11 protein-coding genes and 1 riboswitch are annotated in these 16209 nt (G+C 52.2%); of the genes, 3 read left to right on the top strand and 8 right to left on the bottom strand.

Annotated features, from left to right (window positions below; translation table 11 throughout):
- Positions 1-25: 25 nt before the first annotated feature.
- Positions 26-1246, bottom strand: a complete 1221-nt coding sequence (locus tag QOS01_RS06040) for a helix-turn-helix transcriptional regulator (protein WP_283621535.1) — start codon at positions 1244-1246, stop codon at positions 26-28.
- A gap of 23 nt (positions 1247-1269) precedes the next feature.
- Positions 1270-2799, bottom strand: a complete 1530-nt coding sequence (locus QOS01_RS06035) for a DUF5060 domain-containing protein (protein WP_283621534.1) — start codon at positions 2797-2799, stop codon at positions 1270-1272.
- A 211-nt stretch (positions 2800-3010) separates the two neighbouring features.
- Between QOS01_RS06035 and QOS01_RS06030 the strand changes: the two genes are divergently transcribed.
- Together QOS01_RS06030 and QOS01_RS06025 are read left to right on the top strand one after the other, a co-directional pair.
- Positions 3011-5797 (top strand): alpha-L-rhamnosidase, encoded by a 2787-nt coding sequence (locus QOS01_RS06030; protein ID WP_283621533.1) that lies wholly within the window; start codon positions 3011-3013, stop codon positions 5795-5797.
- Between the two features lie 10 nt (positions 5798-5807).
- Entirely contained in the window at positions 5808-7034 is a 1227-nt protein-coding gene (locus QOS01_RS06025; protein WP_283621532.1) for an MFS transporter, read from the top strand.
- A 72-nt stretch (positions 7035-7106) separates the two neighbouring features.
- Here the strand turns inward: QOS01_RS06025 and QOS01_RS06020 are convergent, their stop codons facing one another.
- The 6 genes from QOS01_RS06020 to QOS01_RS05995 all read right to left on the bottom strand — a co-directional run bounded on the left by QOS01_RS06020 (position 7107) and on the right by QOS01_RS05995 (position 14342).
- Positions 7107-9776: an alpha-L-rhamnosidase gene (locus tag QOS01_RS06020; protein ID WP_283621531.1), complete on the bottom strand. Its 2670-nt coding sequence runs from the start codon at positions 9774-9776 to the stop codon at positions 7107-7109.
- 106 nt (positions 9777-9882) lie between these two features.
- Entirely contained in the window at positions 9883-10344 is a 462-nt protein-coding gene (gene ribH, locus QOS01_RS06015) for a 6,7-dimethyl-8-ribityllumazine synthase (protein ID WP_283621530.1), read from the bottom strand.
- A 2-nt stretch (positions 10345-10346) separates the two neighbouring features.
- Complete coding sequence (gene ribA, locus QOS01_RS06010; RefSeq protein ID WP_283621529.1) at positions 10347-11528, bottom strand: GTP cyclohydrolase II; 1182 nt, start codon at positions 11526-11528, stop codon at positions 10347-10349.
- Positions 11528-12130 carry a riboflavin synthase gene (locus QOS01_RS06005; protein WP_283621528.1) on the bottom strand — a complete coding sequence of 201 codons (603 nt, stop codon included), beginning with the start codon at positions 12128-12130 and terminating at the stop codon, positions 11528-11530. Before QOS01_RS06005 ends, ribA begins: the two co-directional genes overlap by 1 nt.
- Entirely contained in the window at positions 12123-13181 is a 1059-nt protein-coding gene (gene ribD / locus QOS01_RS06000; RefSeq protein ID WP_283621563.1) for a bifunctional diaminohydroxyphosphoribosylaminopyrimidine deaminase/5-amino-6-(5-phosphoribosylamino)uracil reductase RibD, read from the bottom strand. Before ribD ends, QOS01_RS06005 begins: the two co-directional genes overlap by 8 nt.
- Positions 13182-13326: 145 nt before the next feature.
- Positions 13327-13469, bottom strand: a riboswitch (FMN riboswitch).
- 90 nt (positions 13470-13559) lie between these two features.
- Positions 13560-14342 carry a PhzF family phenazine biosynthesis protein gene (locus QOS01_RS05995; protein ID WP_283621562.1) on the bottom strand — a complete coding sequence of 261 codons (783 nt, stop codon included), beginning with the start codon at positions 14340-14342 and terminating at the stop codon, positions 13560-13562.
- 304 nt (positions 14343-14646) lie between these two features.
- Here QOS01_RS05995 and QOS01_RS05990 point away from each other — a divergent pair, with 304 nt between their 5' ends.
- Positions 14647-16041, top strand: a complete 1395-nt coding sequence (locus QOS01_RS05990; RefSeq protein WP_283621527.1) for a L,D-transpeptidase — start codon at positions 14647-14649, stop codon at positions 16039-16041.
- The last annotated feature ends 168 nt before the right edge of the window (positions 16042-16209 follow it).

Below are 16209 nucleotides of genomic sequence, written 5' to 3'. Positions count from 1 at the left end.
CACTAGCGCCCCTTTTTGCATTCTCCTACTCCTTCATATCAACATTCTGCTTTTGCTTCCGGTATTCCCAGGGACCCATCCCCACAACCTTATGGAAGACCTTTGTAAAGTAGTTCCGGGTGCCGAAGTGGAGTTCCTCGGAAATATACTGGACGCTCCGGTTGGTGGTGGTTAAGAGGATCTGGGCCTCCCGAATTCGGACTTGATTTATGTACTGCTTTAAGCGAATTCCCGTCTCGGCGTAGAATTTTTTTGTAAAGTAGTATTTTGTATAGCCCATCCGCTGGGCAATCTGTTCAACGTTTAGGTCATCTTTAGCATGGAGTTGGATGTAGTCACAGCATCTTAAAACCGTACTGGAGACCCCACTTTGTTGCCGATATTCATGGACCCGGGTTACGTACTCGCTCAGCATCTCACGAGCTAATGTTTCCAAAGAGCTCGTCGTTGCAGCATCTTCAATTGCCTGTAAAAAGTTATTCTGGATCTTTTGGGCCGTCTCGGCAGGCATCCCACCATCCATCGCCGCTCGAGCGCCTAATGCACAAAAAATCATCAGGGTGTCCTTACCATCACGGAGGGGGGTGCCCGAGCTGAGGAGGAGGTCGCCATTAGAGTTAAATGAACTCTGGTCAAGAATTTCGCGGTAGTTTAAGTTCCCATCACGAATTGCGTCAAGGATCTGCCGCTCGCTCCGCATGTCGGCCTCTGCATTCTTCCTTTTTATTTTAGTGGCGGTCTTACTGTCAACCTGAATACTAGCAAAGTTCTGTGGGGTAGTCGCAGTCTGGTAAATTAAGTAATGGAGCATAATGGCGTACTGGTTGAGCATCTGGGGAAGAATCGTTGGAATTTTCTTTACCAATATATTCGCCATGTTGATCTCATCATGCGAGTGGTGCATCAATAACAACTGGGTATCCATTTTACCGATTGAAACCGGGTGGATAAAGACTGGCCCGAATAACGCCAAGTATTTACGCTGGTCATCATATGACACCCATTCAGCTAGCCAGTTGAAATCAAGGCGGTCGCTGAATAAGATTGGCTGGTTAACTTGTGCCTGGTCTTGCAGTTTCGTGTACAGGTTTTCGTGCAAGAAGAAGTTGAATAACTGCCCCTCAAACTCACCGCTACTAATGATATGTTCGCGGTGGTCATCTAAAAGGGCAACGTTCATACCGGTCGCTACGTGCACCTGGTTAGCAAACAATTTTAACGCCGCAATCTTTTTCGCAGCCTCCATTACAATCGCTCCTTCGTTTTTTATTATTCAATCCGGCGAGCAAGGATTGCCATCCCCTCCTTGCCAGGGAGGCTAACGGTAATTTGGCCGTTGACCCCCGCTACAACCATCTTCTTAGTCATTTGCCAACTGTCAATCACTTCAATCTGGTACTTACCGTCCGTCGGCAAGTTAATCGTTGGCCGGGCGGTACAGTGCCGGTCGTAATAATACAAGAAGGCACTATTGTTAGGGCACTTACCAATGAATTCCCGGTTGCTATTCATTAGGCTCTCCGCCTGCTGCCAGTCAAGCTTAGCTAACATATAGTGGGCAAAGCCGGGAAAGTCCGCCGGGTGTTTAGCCGCCCGGGCCTTGAGTTGGTTATACTTTTCCTCATTCATATCATTTCCGGCAAATTCCAAGGGACCGGGGAGGCTTTCGACAATTTTCTTCAAGAAGGCAATCCGTGCTGGACTCTCCCCCTTCAATTTGCCACCGGCTGCCCACCACAGGATGTTGTCCGGCGATAAATATGTTTCCCCGTGTGTACAGTAAGCGCCCTGGGTAATAACTTTCCAGAACCGGTTGACCATTTCAAAGGCGGAAATGTTTCCCCACTCGTCATTAATGTTTCCTTCGTAACGACACTCATCGACCATCATTGGCTTTTGGAACTTACGAATCGTCCGGCTGACGTAGTCCACGTTCTTAATTTGAACGCAGATGTGGGTAGTGGCCGGATTATTGAAGTCCCATGGGATTACCATATGGTGGTTACTTAACAGGTGGTGGTAAGGGTCGTTTTGGTGAAGGTAATCGGCAATCGCCAGCCATTGCTCCTTTTTAAACGGTAAGAGGTCGTACTCGTTTGCCAGGCTCCACCAAATATTGGGGTAGGCACTAAACCGCCGAATAACGTAATTCAAATATGTTAAGCACTGCTTGGTATTAAGCTTAGCTAGTCCCCAGTGGTCGTAGGGGTGGAAAAGAATCAGGTCGGCCTGGATCCCCAACTGGTTCAAACGAGCAATCACCCGATCTAAATTATCCCAGTACGCCCAAACTGGCTGGTCAACATTGAATTGGTCACCGTCCTTTTTAAACGGCAACCAGCGGGGCTCCCGGTGGTTAAATTCATACCACTTGGGGAAAATACAGAGTCGAACCTTATTAAAGGGGGCCGCGGTTAATGACCTAAACGTCTCTTCAATTACCGCTTCACTTTGGTGGGCTAAGGCATAAACGGTTATACCAAAGGGGTAAAACCAGTGACCGGATTCTGTCTTAAAGTGGGTCCCCGCTGCCCGAATAATTCCCGTGGCGGTTTCGTCAGCAGGCTGGCACACCAGGTCGCCGGTGTCCGTGACCACCCCACTTACTTGGTAGTGGTACTGCCCTGCGAACCGGGGATAAAAGCGGACCCGGTATTCCCCATTACCAGCGTAAAAGCCACTGACTGTTTGCGAATGACCATCACTGCTAGTAAACGTTGCCGTTAAGTCAACATCAACGGCTGAACCCGCGGGTGCGGGTGCTTGGTATTCTAGTTCCATCATTTCATATTGTTTCATACGGCATCAGCCTCCTTTATTTTACCGTTATCATAGCGCCCTTGAAACCGATTACAGTAAAAAAATAGCGTTTGCTGATAATAATTAGCGTTTTTGCAGTTAAAAGCTAATTATTATCTTTATTGCCCAAAAAGGTAACGACAGATTAACAACTGCCAACCTATAATTCAATGAAAGCGCTATAAAAATGTTAATGAAGGAGAGTATTACCATGAAAATTGACCGTCTACAAGTTAACCACCTCACCCGGCCCCTCGGGTTTGACCTTAGCTCAACAAGCCTTTCCTACTACTTTTCTGGTAGTGAAGGGACCCGGCAAGCCGCTACCCGGATTGTGGTCGCCACTAACCAGGAACTGCAAAACCCGGTTGAAGATACCGGTTGGCAAGCTGATATTTCACCCTTGGGTTATCGCCTGCAAACAAGGCTCGCCCCCCGCACCCGTTACTATTGGCAAGTGAGTGTAAAAAATGATCTTGACCAGACCTTCACCAGTGGTATTGACTGGTTTGAGACCGGCAAGATGACCGAATCATGGAGTGGCCAGTGGATAACCTGCCAGTCAACTACTGACCGCCACCCCATCTTCACCAAAAAATTTAATTGCCAACAGACAGTTACCAAAGCACGCCTGTACATCTGTGGACTTGGTCTTTATGTTCCCTGCCTTAACCACCACCGGGTCGGTAACGAATACCTTGCCCCCGGCACCCATGATTACGCGGCCTGGCTCCAGTACCAGACCTATGACGTAACGGACCAGCTACAAGGTGAAAACCAATTAGCAGTTCTTCTTGGTAATGGATGGTACCGGGGACGGTTCGGACTTAATGCTCCAGCAGTTGATCCTAAGAAGCAGGCCCCCTGGTCACTGATTGCCGAATTACACGTTACCTATGCTGACGGCAGTCAGGAAGTAATTAATTCTGACGAAAGTTGGGCGGTCGGCCGCTCAACAATCACATCTTCCGGAATCTACGACGGTGAACGGCGGGACGATACCCTCCAACCAGTTGAATTGACCCCGGCCCAGCTCGATCAAAGCCAGCACGCCCCACTTCATGGCCGCCTATCCTTGCCGGTTAAGATCCATGAAAAGCTACCAGTTAAACGAATCATTCACACTGCTAAGGGCGAAACCGTCCTTGATCTGGGGCAAAACTTTGCGGGGACATTCCAGATTACCGTTGACCGTCCCGCAGAAAGCATCCTCTACTTGCAATTTGGTGAGCACCTTCAGGACGGCGGCTTTTTCCGTGGTAATCTACGGTCGGCCAAGCAAGAATTCTCCTACGTTTCTGACGGGAAGCCGCACACGATTCGTCCCCAATTTACCTACTATGGTTACCGCTATGTTAAGGTTACCGGCTGGGAAAACATTACTAAGGATGACTTTGTCGGTCTTGCCCTCTACTCCGATTTGACCCCCGCTGGGCAGCTCGGTACGGGAAATAAGAATATTAACCAGCTGGTTCATAACGCCCGTTGGGGAATGCACAGCAACTTCATCGATACACCAACAGACTGTCCCCAGCGGGATGAGCGGCTGGGCTGGACAGGGGATGCACAGGTCTTCTGCCCCACAGCAACTTACTTTGCCGACACGGCAGCTTTTTACAAAAAGTACCTCTTTGACATGCGAACGGAACAGGAAAAAGGTGACGGCCGTATCGTCAACGTCATCCCCGACTACATCAAGGATAAGCAGTCAGCAGCTGTTTGGGGAGACGTTGCGACGATTATCCCGTGGACCCTCTACAAGTTCTATGGTGACCGTAACATTCTCAGGGATAACTTCTTTTTAATGCGCGACTGGGTTGACTACATTACTAAAGTTGACGGCAACGACCACGGCTGGGAGCGGGTCTTCCAGTGGGGTGATTGGCTGGCATTAGACAACCCCCGCCATGATCCTAACGAGGTCTTCGGTGGAACAGACGCGGGCTTCATTGCGGACGTATACTACTTCAATAGTGCAATGATTGTTAGCCAGGCCGCTAACCTACTCAGTAACACCAAGCTAGCTGACCGCTACCAAGAGCTTGCTAGCCGGGTTCGCCAGCGAATTGAAGACGAGTTCTTTGCGCCGAACGGGCGGCCGTGCATTGCGACCCAGACCGGGTTGTTACTCGCGCTAAAATACCAGCTCAGCAAGAATCCAGACCAGGTTCGGGCAATGCTGCGGAAAGCCTTTAGCGACAATTGCGACCACCTGCAAACCGGCTTTACTGGGACGCCGTTACTGGGAGACGTCCTTACCCAAAACAAGATGACCGACTTAGTCTACAAGCTCCTCCTCAATACTGATTTTCCTTCCTGGCTATATGCCGTTAAGATGGGCGCAACAACTATTTGGGAACGGTGGAATTCGGTTAACCCCGACGGTAAAATTGAAACCTCAATGTCGAGCCTTAATCACTACTCATACGGGTCCATCGTTGAGTGGCTATTTAGGTATGCCGCTGGTCTCCACCAAGACCCCAACCACATTGGTTTTACTAACCTCGCCTTTGCTCCCCACCCGGATAAGTCGCTGAGGTTTGTCACGGCTTCATACCATGGTGCTGGTGGTGACTGGCACATCAGCTGGCAAATTATCGATAACCACCACCTGAATATCAAACTAACGGTCCCATTCAACTGTCAGGCAACTATTAAGCTGCCCTACTTAGCTGACCAGGAGGCTCCCCTAGCAAACAAGATCTTCGCTAATTTTAATGACCACACCTGCCACCTAAGTGCTGGTCATTATGACGTCACCTACACAAGTGACCGGCCCCTCCTGTATGTCTTTAACAATAACTGTAAAATTAAGGACCTCTTCGCTAATCAAAAGGTCAAGGACTGCCTGCTTACCAGTCTCCCGCAGCTGAGCCGGCTGCCAAAGGATGTCTTTGACCAGCCCCTCCGGCCATTCTTACTCCAATATGGTGGACCACTGGGAATTGACAAAGCCGACCTGGATAAAGTTGACCAGCAACTGCAGGCACTGAAGTAGGAGGGTCGCCATGACAAGTAAAATCAACGCACGCGCTGCTAAATCTGTCCCACTAGCTAATTTCTTAAATTCCGGGGCGATTGTTACCGGTAGTACGGGGCTCGCCCTGTGGACAAAAAGCCTTAATTTGAGCAGTCTTCAAGTTGGAGCTCTGGGAGCCTGTTCTGCTAACGCTTTTGGCGCTGCCTTTGGTGCCCTAATTGGTGGTTGGATTGCTGATCGGTGGGGACGGCAGATGATCTTTCGCTATGATATGCTGGTCTACTTGCTCGGGACGATACTAATTATCTGCGCCCCTAACTTTTTCCTTCTTTTGACCGGCTTTATCGTGACCGGTCTAGCCGTTGGCGGGGGGATTCCTACAACCTGGACCTATGCCGGTGAGTCAACCGATTCTCACGGCCGGGCCCATAGTGTGGGAATCACCCAATTTGCCTGGACAATCGGTCCCGCAATTATCTATGCAATTGGGGGGATGGTCGCACCACTGGGCCTAATTGGTACCCGGATCCTTTTTAGCCTGCTGAGTATCGTCGCCATCATCACTTGGCGACTGCAGTGCCAGCTGGCGAAGATTACGCCGCCAGCAAGTGGCCACCAGGATGCGCACCCGTACCGGGCCCTCTTTACTAATCCAACCAACCTCAAGTCGCTGCTCTTCCTCCTGGGGGTCTACCTCTTCTGGAACCTTGTCGCTGGCGCAATGGGCTTTTTCATGCCCTACGTCTACGTCCAAGCCGGGGGACTGACTAATCTTCAAGCCAATGCCCTTCAGATGGTCCTCTGGGCATGCACCGGACTAGGTACCTACTTTTTCTTTGCCAAACTCGGTGACCGTTATCCCTACCGCCGGTTATTTGCCTGCGGGGCCCTGGGAGAAATCGTTGCCTGGGTAATTCTAACCTACGGCGGAATGAACTGGACCTGTTTAATTTTGTTTATCCTCATCTACGGTTTGGCGGCCGGACTGGGGGCCCAACAATGGTACAGCCTATGGACAACTGAACTTTTCCCCGCTAAGTACCGGGCCAGTGCCCAGGGCTTATCCTTCTTCATTGTTTATGGCTGCTCTGGTATCTGGTCACTGGTTTTTCCTTCATTATTGAAGATTGGTGGATTAAAGGTTTTGGGGACTGTCTTGATTCTCTTCCTTGTTATCTCCCTAGTTGTTGGGGTCATCTGGACCCCGCATACCCAGGGAAAGTCCCTGCAAGAGATCATTAAAGAACGATATTAAAACTAAATAACGACGTGGATCAGAAATCTGCAAATGACGATTTCTAATCCACGTCGTTATTTTAATTCCTAACTATTTCACTTGGCAGCCAAAGTGGTAATGACCACTCCCCACATAGTGTTGCTGCCCGTTTGGCAACATCACCCGGGCCCGGGAATTAGCTGGTACCTCAATTTGAATATCAAAATGACCATCCCTTACACGCCAGTCACATTTGGCAGTCCCCTGGCTTGTTACATAGGTCCGCTGGGCGTTGGTAATACCGTATCCAACATGGGGCTGGAAGACCAGCTGAGTAAAGCCATGGTCAGTCTTCTCCTGGTCCAAGCCCCCAATGTCTTTAAACATCCAGTTAGCGACACAGCCATTAGCGTAATGGTTAAAGGAAGTTGGCAGCGGATTACCATCCTTATCATAAGAAATCCAACTCTCCCAAATAGTCGTTGCCCCCCGCTTAACCTCCGCCACCCAGCCTGGCGTTTGTTCCTGCAGTAGTACCCGGTAAGCTAGGTCCCGCCGGCCGATCCTGCACAGGGCGTCAAGTAGGAAGGGGGTGCCGAGAAAACCGGTATCTAACCGGTAGTTATTTTTCCGCAAAATAGTACACAGGCGGCTAGCAAATTTGTCCTTGAACTGGGCCGGAACTAGTTCAAAGACAATCGGCATAACATAGGCCCCCATTAGGTCTGACGGCATGTTGCCATCCGCGTCAATTACCCCGCCGTGCTGAATCGCGTACTTCATTAAGTCAGCCTCAGTCTGATACTTGACCTGGTCACCGGTCTTATGTAGCAATTGCGCTGCTTTAGCCAATTCAACCATTGACAGCCACCCAATAATTGGCGCCGTATAACAAGCCGAGTGCGCCATATTGGCGATAATCTGTTTAAAATCTTGGCTATCCGTAGCTTCACTTGGAATCAGCCATTCACCATACTGAAAGCCAGTGTTCCACAGGTGAAGCTCTATCTTATCTGGCAGGCGACTACCAGGCTTGCGTTGCCGGGCCTGGCGAATAATGTACTCCCCCCAGGCGCGCATACTTGTGTATTGGCGGCGAATGATCGCCAAATTGTCAGTAATGTTATACATCGTGATTGGCAGGTGGATTGCTACGTCCCCCCAACCAGCGGAGTTGACGATGCCATTACAACCAAATTGTTTCCCCATCTTTACTCCCGAATCATGATACTGGCTAGTGTCCGGACAGGTAAAGGTGACAATACCATTGTTTTCCTCTTGGTCAGCAGCCAAATTTTCCAGCCACTCAGTTAAGAGGGGCGTCTCGTTGGCGTTCTCCAGCGCCGTCCGGCCGTAAACCCAAACGTCACCAGTCCAACCGGCCTTTTCTCGTTGGGGGCAATCGGTTGGAATCGAGAAGAAATTCGCCTGCTGACTCCAGAGAATATTATGGTAGAGTTGGTTAACTAGCTGGTTTGAGCACTTAAAGCTCCCTAAATCCTCACCAGTTGAAGAGAGGACAATTGCCGTAAAGTCGTCCAGGTCAATCTTGCTAAAGCCCTTGAGACGAACGTAACGGAAGCCGTGGTAAGTAAAGTCAGGTACGAAGGTCGCCGGCTGGCCGTCGGCAATATAGACGTCCTTTTGCTCTGTTACCCCAAGCGCGCTCTTGGTGTTAATAAAGTAGTTGCCATCCTTGTCGAGAACTTCGGTATGTTCCAGGCTAACCTGGTGACCACTTTCTTCGTTGATCCGGCAGCGGACAACCCCTGCTAGGACCTGACCGAAGTCCAAAATCTGGTCACCATTAGGCGCGTGGATTAGCTTGACCGGTTTTAACTCACAGACTGGTCGTACAGGCATCTTTATTTGTGGCCGTAAATTAACCAGGGGATATTCTGTAGCAACTGTCGACCGCCAACCGGAAGTTGCAGCCACGGTATTCCACCCCGCCACCTTCTTAGTGGCATCGTACAGTTCACCAGCATACAGGTCGGCAGCCTGGACCGGGCTTTCTTGCCACTGGGTTGCTTCATCCGAAACTACTAGTTCATGACTGCCGTCTTGGTAATCAATCATTAGCTGAAATAGTACCGCGTGATCCGGTTTCAATCCCTTGATTGGCGGCATTGTCTGTGGGTTACAGTACCAGCCGTCACCGACCTCCATTCCAATGATGTTCTGACCGGCTTGCAACAGCTCAACCACATCGTAGTCTTGAAAATCGAGGATTCGGCGGTAGGCCGTGTGGCCGGGCGCCAATTTACGCTTATCAGGATGGTGACCGTTAATTGTTATTTGGTAGGCTCCTAAGGCTGTTGCAAAAATCCGGGCCCGGGCAACCGTCTTATCAGCGAGGCGAAAGATACGACGGAACAAACTGGCTGGTGGTTGGTGGTTAAATCCCTTTTGACGTTGTTGGTAAGGTCGATCCACCCGCCGCCACTGGGCATGCCAATCATGGGGTGACAAAAGACTGGTACTGAACGATGTCGCATTAGTCGCCTGGTTGTGGTGGTTATCCCAAGCCATCACGATTACCCGGTAATCAGCATTGCTCAGCCACTTCTTATCGGGATGAAGTGTAATAAAGGAGTTCTTAGCACTAGTAACTCGCCCGGTATCAAGAACTTGATGTTTCATGTGAAACACCTTCACCTGGTAAGCAACCTGGTTAGTGCTCTTCTGATCACTCTTTAGTTGCCATGAAACATTGACTTCTTGACCAACGCCCAATGGATGGGGCCGGGCATTAATTAAAACATTTTTTATACCTAACATAATTTCCCCTTCTTTAACGATTTACCCCTATCTTAAAAATAAAGGGCAGGTGCTTTAGGAAATTATTCGGCAAAAAGGGAAATACTTCGGCAAAAAAGAAAGCGTTTTAAATTTGTCCACTCAGTGACATCATCTCAAGTAGGCTCTGGGCCGTGCTGGCGCCCTCATTGCCCATCTTCAGGCCGGCCCGTTGCATTGCCTGTTCAATGTTATCGGTCGTCAGGATGCCAAAGGTTACCGGGACCTTCCCTTGGAGATTCAGTTCCATGATCCCCCGGGCCACGTTCTGGCAAATCAGGTCATAGTGGTCGGTCTCGCCCTTGATTACCGCCCCGAGGGTCATGATGCCATCAAATTCCCCCTTATCCAGGAGCTTCTTAACCGCAAAGGGAATCTCGAAGGCACCCGGGACGTGGAAAACCGTCACCTGGTCATCTGCCAGGCCAAACTTGGTGAGCGTGGCCACGGCCCCCGTAACCAGCTTACTCGTGACGGCGCCGTTGAAGTCGGCGACCACGATTCCCACACGTGCGTTGCTTTGGTTAAACTTTCCCGTAATTTCTTCCATGATTATGCCTCCAAATCTAATAGGTGGTGGAACTTGTTCTTCTTCGTTGCGAGGTAGCGGCGGTCGTACTTGTTTGCCCGAATTTCCAGTGGCAGGCGGTCATGAATCGTGATCCCCGCTGCCGCTAACTGGTCAATCTTATCCGGATTATTGGTCAAAAGGTCAATCTTCGTGATCCCCAACTGGCGGAGGATCTGCGCAGCCACCTTATACTGGCGCTCATCTGGTTTGAAGCCCAGTGCCGTGTTGGCCTCAACCGTGTCGTACCCCTCCTCCTGGAGGTGGTACGCCCGCAGTTTATTCTCAAGGCCAATCCCGCGACCTTCCTGGCGAAGGTAGAGGACGACGCCCCGACCAACCGCGTTAATCCGCCGCATGGCCTCGTGGAGTTGGGGCCCACAGTCACAACGCAAGGAGCCAAAGACATCCCCCGTAAAGCACTCGGAATGCAGGCGGACCAGCACCGGTTCGTCCCCGGAAACATCACCCTTGATGAGGGCCAGATTATCCCCGGCAAAGTGACGGAGTCGGAAGTCACCATACTCGCTCGGCAGATGGACCTCCTCAGCTGGCTGGCTAACCCGACTGCGCCGGTACTCCTGGAGGTCCTTGATGGTAATGATTGGCAGGCTGAACTCAGCCGCCTTCTCGTGAAGTTCCTTGGACCGGGCCATTTCCCCGTTGGACTTTAAGATCTCGCAGATATAGGCCACCGGCTCCTCCCCAGCCAACTTGGCCAGGTCAACGGCCGCTTCCGTGTGGCCGTCCCGTTCCAGCACCCCGTTTTCCTTGGCAACCAGCGGAAAGATGTGGCCGGGCTTATAGAAGTCCGCGTTGGTGGCCTGTGGGTCGGCCAGGTGGGTGATCGTCCGCCAGCGGTCAAAGGCGGAGATCCCAGTAGTCGTCGACTTGTGGTCCACACTGATGGTAAAGGCCGTGCCAAACGGGTCGGTGTTGTCCGCCGTCATCTGGGGCAGGGCCAACCGCTTAGCAACCGCTGGCGCGATCGGGACGCACATTAGCCCCCGGGCATACTTGGTCATGAAGTTGACCTTCTCCGGGGTGGCCTTACTTGCCAGCCCAATCATGTCCCCTTCAGCTTCCCGGTCTAAGTCATCCATTACAATTACCAGGCCACCCTTCTTGAGGTGGTCAATTGCGGCTTGAATCTTTTTAACGTCCATTATTGTGCCCCTTTCTGCAAATTTGCGGCAACGTACTTTCCTAAAATATCAGTTTCCATATTGACCCGGCTGCCCACCTGGAGGTCATCCAGGTTGGTCACCGTCTGGGTATGGGGAATCAGGCCGACGGAGAACCAGTCCGCGCCGGTGTCCATGACGGTCAGGCTCACCCCGTTGATGGCGACGCTCCCCTGGGGAACCACCTGGTTAGCCAGGCGGGCCGGCAGGGCAAAGCGAACCTCAATGGCGTTCTCGTTGGGCGTCACTTCCCGGACCACCGTCACCTCATCGACGTGGCCCGTCACAATGTGCCCTTCCAGGCGGTCACCAACCTGCAGGGACCGCTCGAGGTTTACCAGGTCACCGGGCTGAAGGTCCTTAAACGTCGTCTTCTCAAAGGTCTGGGGCATGAGGGTGACGTGGAAAAGCGTCCCCGTTTGCCCGACCACGGTTAGGCAGGTCCCGTTAATTGCGACCGAATCACCAATTGCCAACTCTTCTACTAGTGCCGGACTGGTCGGGGCGATTGTCAGCTCAATTGTCTCGCCCTGCTCCGCCAGCTTTTGGACCTTCCCAGTTCCCTGAACTAAGCCACTAAACATGTTCCTGCTTCCTTTCTGTGATCCTGACGTTATCTCCTAACAGCTCCACTTGCCGGTCCAAAAACGACCACGGGACCGGCGGGGTAAAGGCAGCAACCCCGTTTTGTCCCAGCATCTGGGGGCCAATGTAGGTGGTCACCTCTTCGACCAAGTCAGCCGCCGCAAAGGCCCGGTGAATCGTCGGGCCCCCTTCAACGTACAACGACTGGAGGCCCTCCTTGGCGACCGCCGCAACGACCTCCTCTACCCCACAGGTGGGCAGGCAGAATACTCGGGCAGTGGTTGCGCTGAGTCGGTCAGCGAGGGTTGGGCTGGCCGTAAATACCCAGGTCGGTGCCAGGCCATCGTGGAGGAGTTTCAACTGGGGATGGTCGGCTAACCGCCCCCGCCGGTCGAGAACAATCCGCACGGGCATGAAGGCCGGCTGTGGTTGGGGAACCAATGTTGGGTTATCAACAATTGCCGTGGTGCTGCCAATGACAATCCCCTGAAAGCGGGCCCGTTCCTGGTGGACCCGGTCATAGACCGCCCGGTTAGTGATCACCGTCCGCTGTCCCGGGCCCGCACTGACACGGTGGTCAAGGCTGATGGCCTGTTTAAGCGTGATCCAGGGACGACCGTGGCGGAAGAAGAAGTTGTAGTGGGGGTTCACCTGGGCGGCCGCCTGCTCACTGACCCCGATCACCACCGTAATGCCGTGTTGGCGTAACTGGGCGATCCCCTTCCCCGTCACCAGGGAGTGGGGGTCGGTCTCGGCAATGACAACCCGCTTAATCCCCCGGTCGATGATCAACTGGGTGCAGGGGGGCTGCTTACCGTAGTGGTTGCAGGGTTCCAGGGTTACATAAAGGGTGGCCCCCTGGGTCTGTGCCGACGTGAGTTTGGTCAGGGCGTCCCGTTCCGCGTGGGGTCCACCGAATCGCTGGGTGTGCCCACTCGCAAGGATTTCACCATCTTTGACCACTACGGCACCCACCTGGGGATTCTGCCAGGTGGCTGTCGCCTGTTTGGCCTGGTCAATGGCGATTTTCATAAAGTACTGGTCGTTGATTTCCATCACCCTCCAACAAAAAAAGCGTCCCAAGATTTCTCCTGGGGCGCTAAGCTTTCACCTTTGACGGCACTGCGGGTAAAAATAAAACCCGGATAACAAAGGTGTCATCCGGGGTCATTTTAAACTGGTAGTGTTGTACAGCGTTTTTCTTCTCCCATCCAGACTATACTGTCGGTACCAGACTTGCACTGGTTCAACCGCTGGTCACTGTCGACTAGCGGGTCACGGACTTCAAGTTGCCTTGTCACCGTCGGTTGGGAATTTCACCCGGCCCCGAAGAAAACTAACTTTCAATTTACCTATAGTGTACTTGCTCACTAACTTTTTGTAAAGGTTTTCTTTAACATTTGGACCAAATTTGTTTATCCGCCGGGGCTAAATATGCAGGGTCCCACTGGAATAGAGGACGGCGTGACCAGCTAATTTGGTAATGGCCCCCTGGTAGTTGCAGTAGAGGACACCACCCCGCGGGGAGGCCTGGTAAGCCACTAGTTTATCTTTCCCCAGTTTTTTCGCCCAGTACGGAATGATGTGACAGTGGCCACTCCCGCAGACGGGGTCCTCGGCTACTGCTAGTTTGGGGGCAAAGGACCGGGAAACACAGTCGTAGGCGGTCCCTTGAGCGGTGACGTTTTGCAAAAGGCCCGGTAAGTGCTTGAGCTTTTCCTGGTCAGGGTTCATCTGCCGGACTAGCTGTTCGTCATCAAAAACGCAGAGGAGGTCCCGCCCCAAGTAGGCTTCCACCGGCCGGGCTCCGAAGGCCGCCGTCATTTCAGCCGTCACCGCGATTGGCTTCAGGTCATAGGACGGGAAGGCCATCTCGTACTTATCCCCCACCTTCGTTACCGTCAGATCATCGCTCTTAGTGGTTGTGAAGGTAATCGTCGCGGTCGATGCAGGAGCCGCCGTCTGAAAAATGATGAAGGCTGTGGCCAGGGTGGCGTGCCCGCAGAGGTCGATCTCGCCGCCCGGGGTGAACCAGCGAAGGAGGTAGTGGTGGTCGTCCTGCTTGATGGTAAAGGCTGTCTCGGAGAAGCGGTTCTCCATGGCAATCTTTCTCATCAGGTCATCGCTGGGCCACTGGTCAACAAAGCACACGGCCGCCGGGTTACCCTTGAACAGTTCCTTGGTAAAGGCGTCCGCAATATACATTTTCATCATCATAACCGCCACCTTATCGTAGTTTATCCCCCATTATAGGGACGCTGCAGACGGCAATTCAACATCCTTTTGAAAGCTTAACATCTGGTGCGCTCCCCCTCGTTGCCCGATAACTTGTTTTATCATTATCCTCATCACGTCGATAGTGGATACTTTTGCCAAAGGGAATGGCCCTATAAATTAATATTTATCTCCCTGTTGGTACGTTGGGGCCCTGGGCAGTTGCCGCAAGCCAAACACTTGTATTTTCATCAATTCGCAGTAATATGACTCTAGTAAATATGACAAAGAGGACTGAATAATGCAAAATCTAACCCTGAAAAAGGTCATTGCTGGGGTGGTCGTGCTTTTGCTGGTGTTGCTTTTGGGCGTTCACCTGCACCAGCGGAACCACTTCAACCGCAACGTCACCATTAACCACGTGGCGGTTGGTGGCTTAACCGCCCAACAGGCCTATGATAAAGTCAGCAAGACGAAGCGAACGTCAAAGATTTACGTGAAGCAAAAGCTCGTCTACGTCGGGAAGCCGACCCGGTCAGGCTTTACCGCCAGCGACAAGGGGCGGATCGTTAAGGCACTCCATGAGCAGTACACCTTCTTCCCGTCCCGGCGGCGGGTCAACCTGATTGTTGAGCCGGCCAATCTAGATAAGTCGGCACTTGGTGACATCGACGCGGCCGTAAATAACCGCCTCCAGCAGCTCAACAGCGGCCGGCGGGCACCCCACGATGCCTACGCCGTCTACCAGGATGGCAAGGTGAAGGTCATCCCCGCCGTCAAGGGCACCCAGTACAGTGACCAGGGGTTAACCAGGACTGTTAGCCGGGAATTTGTCAATGGGACCGTCCACCTGGAGCCAAAGTTCATCATCCCCCTCAGCGCGAACAGTGCGACTGTGCAAAACGAGAAGAAACAGCTGACCAAGCTTGAGGGCCGGAGCGTGACCTACCGGGTACAAAACAAGGACTACCGGTTCACCACGGCTGAGGTTGTGGCCCGGGCCACCTACCAAAACGGTCATTACAGCTTTAAGACGGGACCGATTAAGGCCAAGATCAACCAGATTAACCGTAAGCAGGCCACTTTGGGAAGGGCCTTCAAGTTCAAGACGGCTTCCGGAAAGGTGGTCACCACCACGAATTCCGGGACTTACGGCTGGAAGATCAGCAGTAAGCAGGCTGGCCAGTCATTGGCAAGTGCCCTGGTCGCCAATAAGAAGCAGGTTAACGCCGAAAACGATATTTACGGCAAGGGCTACAGCCATCTTGGAACAGGGTACAACAATATCAGCAACGACGGGCTTGGAAAAACCTACGTCGCGGTTTCCCTCGCCAAGCAGCACGCCTGGTTCTACAAGAATGGCAAGTGCGTTTTGAGTACCGACATCGTCAGCGGGAGCAATAACGCCGGTAACCGGACTCCCAAGGGCGTATGGTACATCATGTACCAGCAGAGTCCATCGGTCCTGCGGGGCACCAACGATGATGGATCCAAGTACAGCAGTCCAGTCCAGTACTGGTCGCCATTTACCCTTTCTGGTTGTGGTTTCCACGATGCCAGTTGGCGCCACGACTGGTCAAAGACGGCCTACAAGGAAACCGGCGGTGGTTCACACGGCTGCATTAACATGCACCCCGAAAACGCCGGAATTGGTTTCCACGCCCTCTCTAAGGGTGAACCAGTGATTATCTACTAAATAAGTTAATACGGCGTCAGCCTCAATTGCGGGCTGGCGCCGTTTTTCGTGGTTTGTCAAAAAGTATAAAGAAGTATGTGAACTACTCGGCCATTAATGACCGCGCTTCTGGGAACATAGAGTAGTATTTAGGATGTTATACCTGTATTCAAGATACCTAACTTACAG

Origin of the sequence: Limosilactobacillus avium (genome assembly GCF_947381485.1) — a bacterium.
Lineage (GTDB): Bacteria > Bacillota > Bacilli > Lactobacillales > Lactobacillaceae > Limosilactobacillus > Limosilactobacillus avium.
The sequence above is the reverse complement of the archived record's forward strand: the minus strand, read 5'-3'. Positions and strand labels throughout refer to the sequence as shown.

Bases quoted from the DNA above. Each gene is read 5' to 3' on its own strand.
- QOS01_RS06040 (WP_283621535.1), bottom strand. From the start codon at position 1,246: ATGGAGGCTGCGAAAAAGATTGCGGCGTTAAAATTGTTTGCTAACCAG.
- QOS01_RS06035 (WP_283621534.1), bottom strand. From the start codon at position 2,799: ATGAAACAATATGAAATGATGGAACTAGAATACCAAGCACCCGCACCC.
- QOS01_RS06030 (WP_283621533.1), top strand. From the start codon at position 3,011: ATGAAAATTGACCGTCTACAAGTTAACCACCTCACCCGGCCCCTCGGG.
- QOS01_RS06025 (WP_283621532.1), top strand. From the start codon at position 5,808: ATGACAAGTAAAATCAACGCACGCGCTGCTAAATCTGTCCCACTAGCT.
- QOS01_RS06020 (WP_283621531.1), bottom strand. From the start codon at position 9,776: ATGTTAGGTATAAAAAATGTTTTAATTAATGCCCGGCCCCATCCATTG.
- ribH (WP_283621530.1), bottom strand. From the start codon at position 10,344: ATGGAAGAAATTACGGGAAAGTTTAACCAAAGCAACGCACGTGTGGGA.
- ribA (WP_283621529.1), bottom strand. From the start codon at position 11,528: ATGGACGTTAAAAAGATTCAAGCCGCAATTGACCACCTCAAGAAGGGT.
- QOS01_RS06005 (WP_283621528.1), bottom strand. From the start codon at position 12,130: ATGTTTAGTGGCTTAGTTCAGGGAACTGGGAAGGTCCAAAAGCTGGCG.
- QOS01_RS05995 (WP_283621562.1), bottom strand. From the start codon at position 14,342: ATGAAAATGTATATTGCGGACGCCTTTACCAAGGAACTGTTCAAGGGT.
- QOS01_RS05990 (WP_283621527.1), top strand. From the start codon at position 14,647: ATGCAAAATCTAACCCTGAAAAAGGTCATTGCTGGGGTGGTCGTGCTT.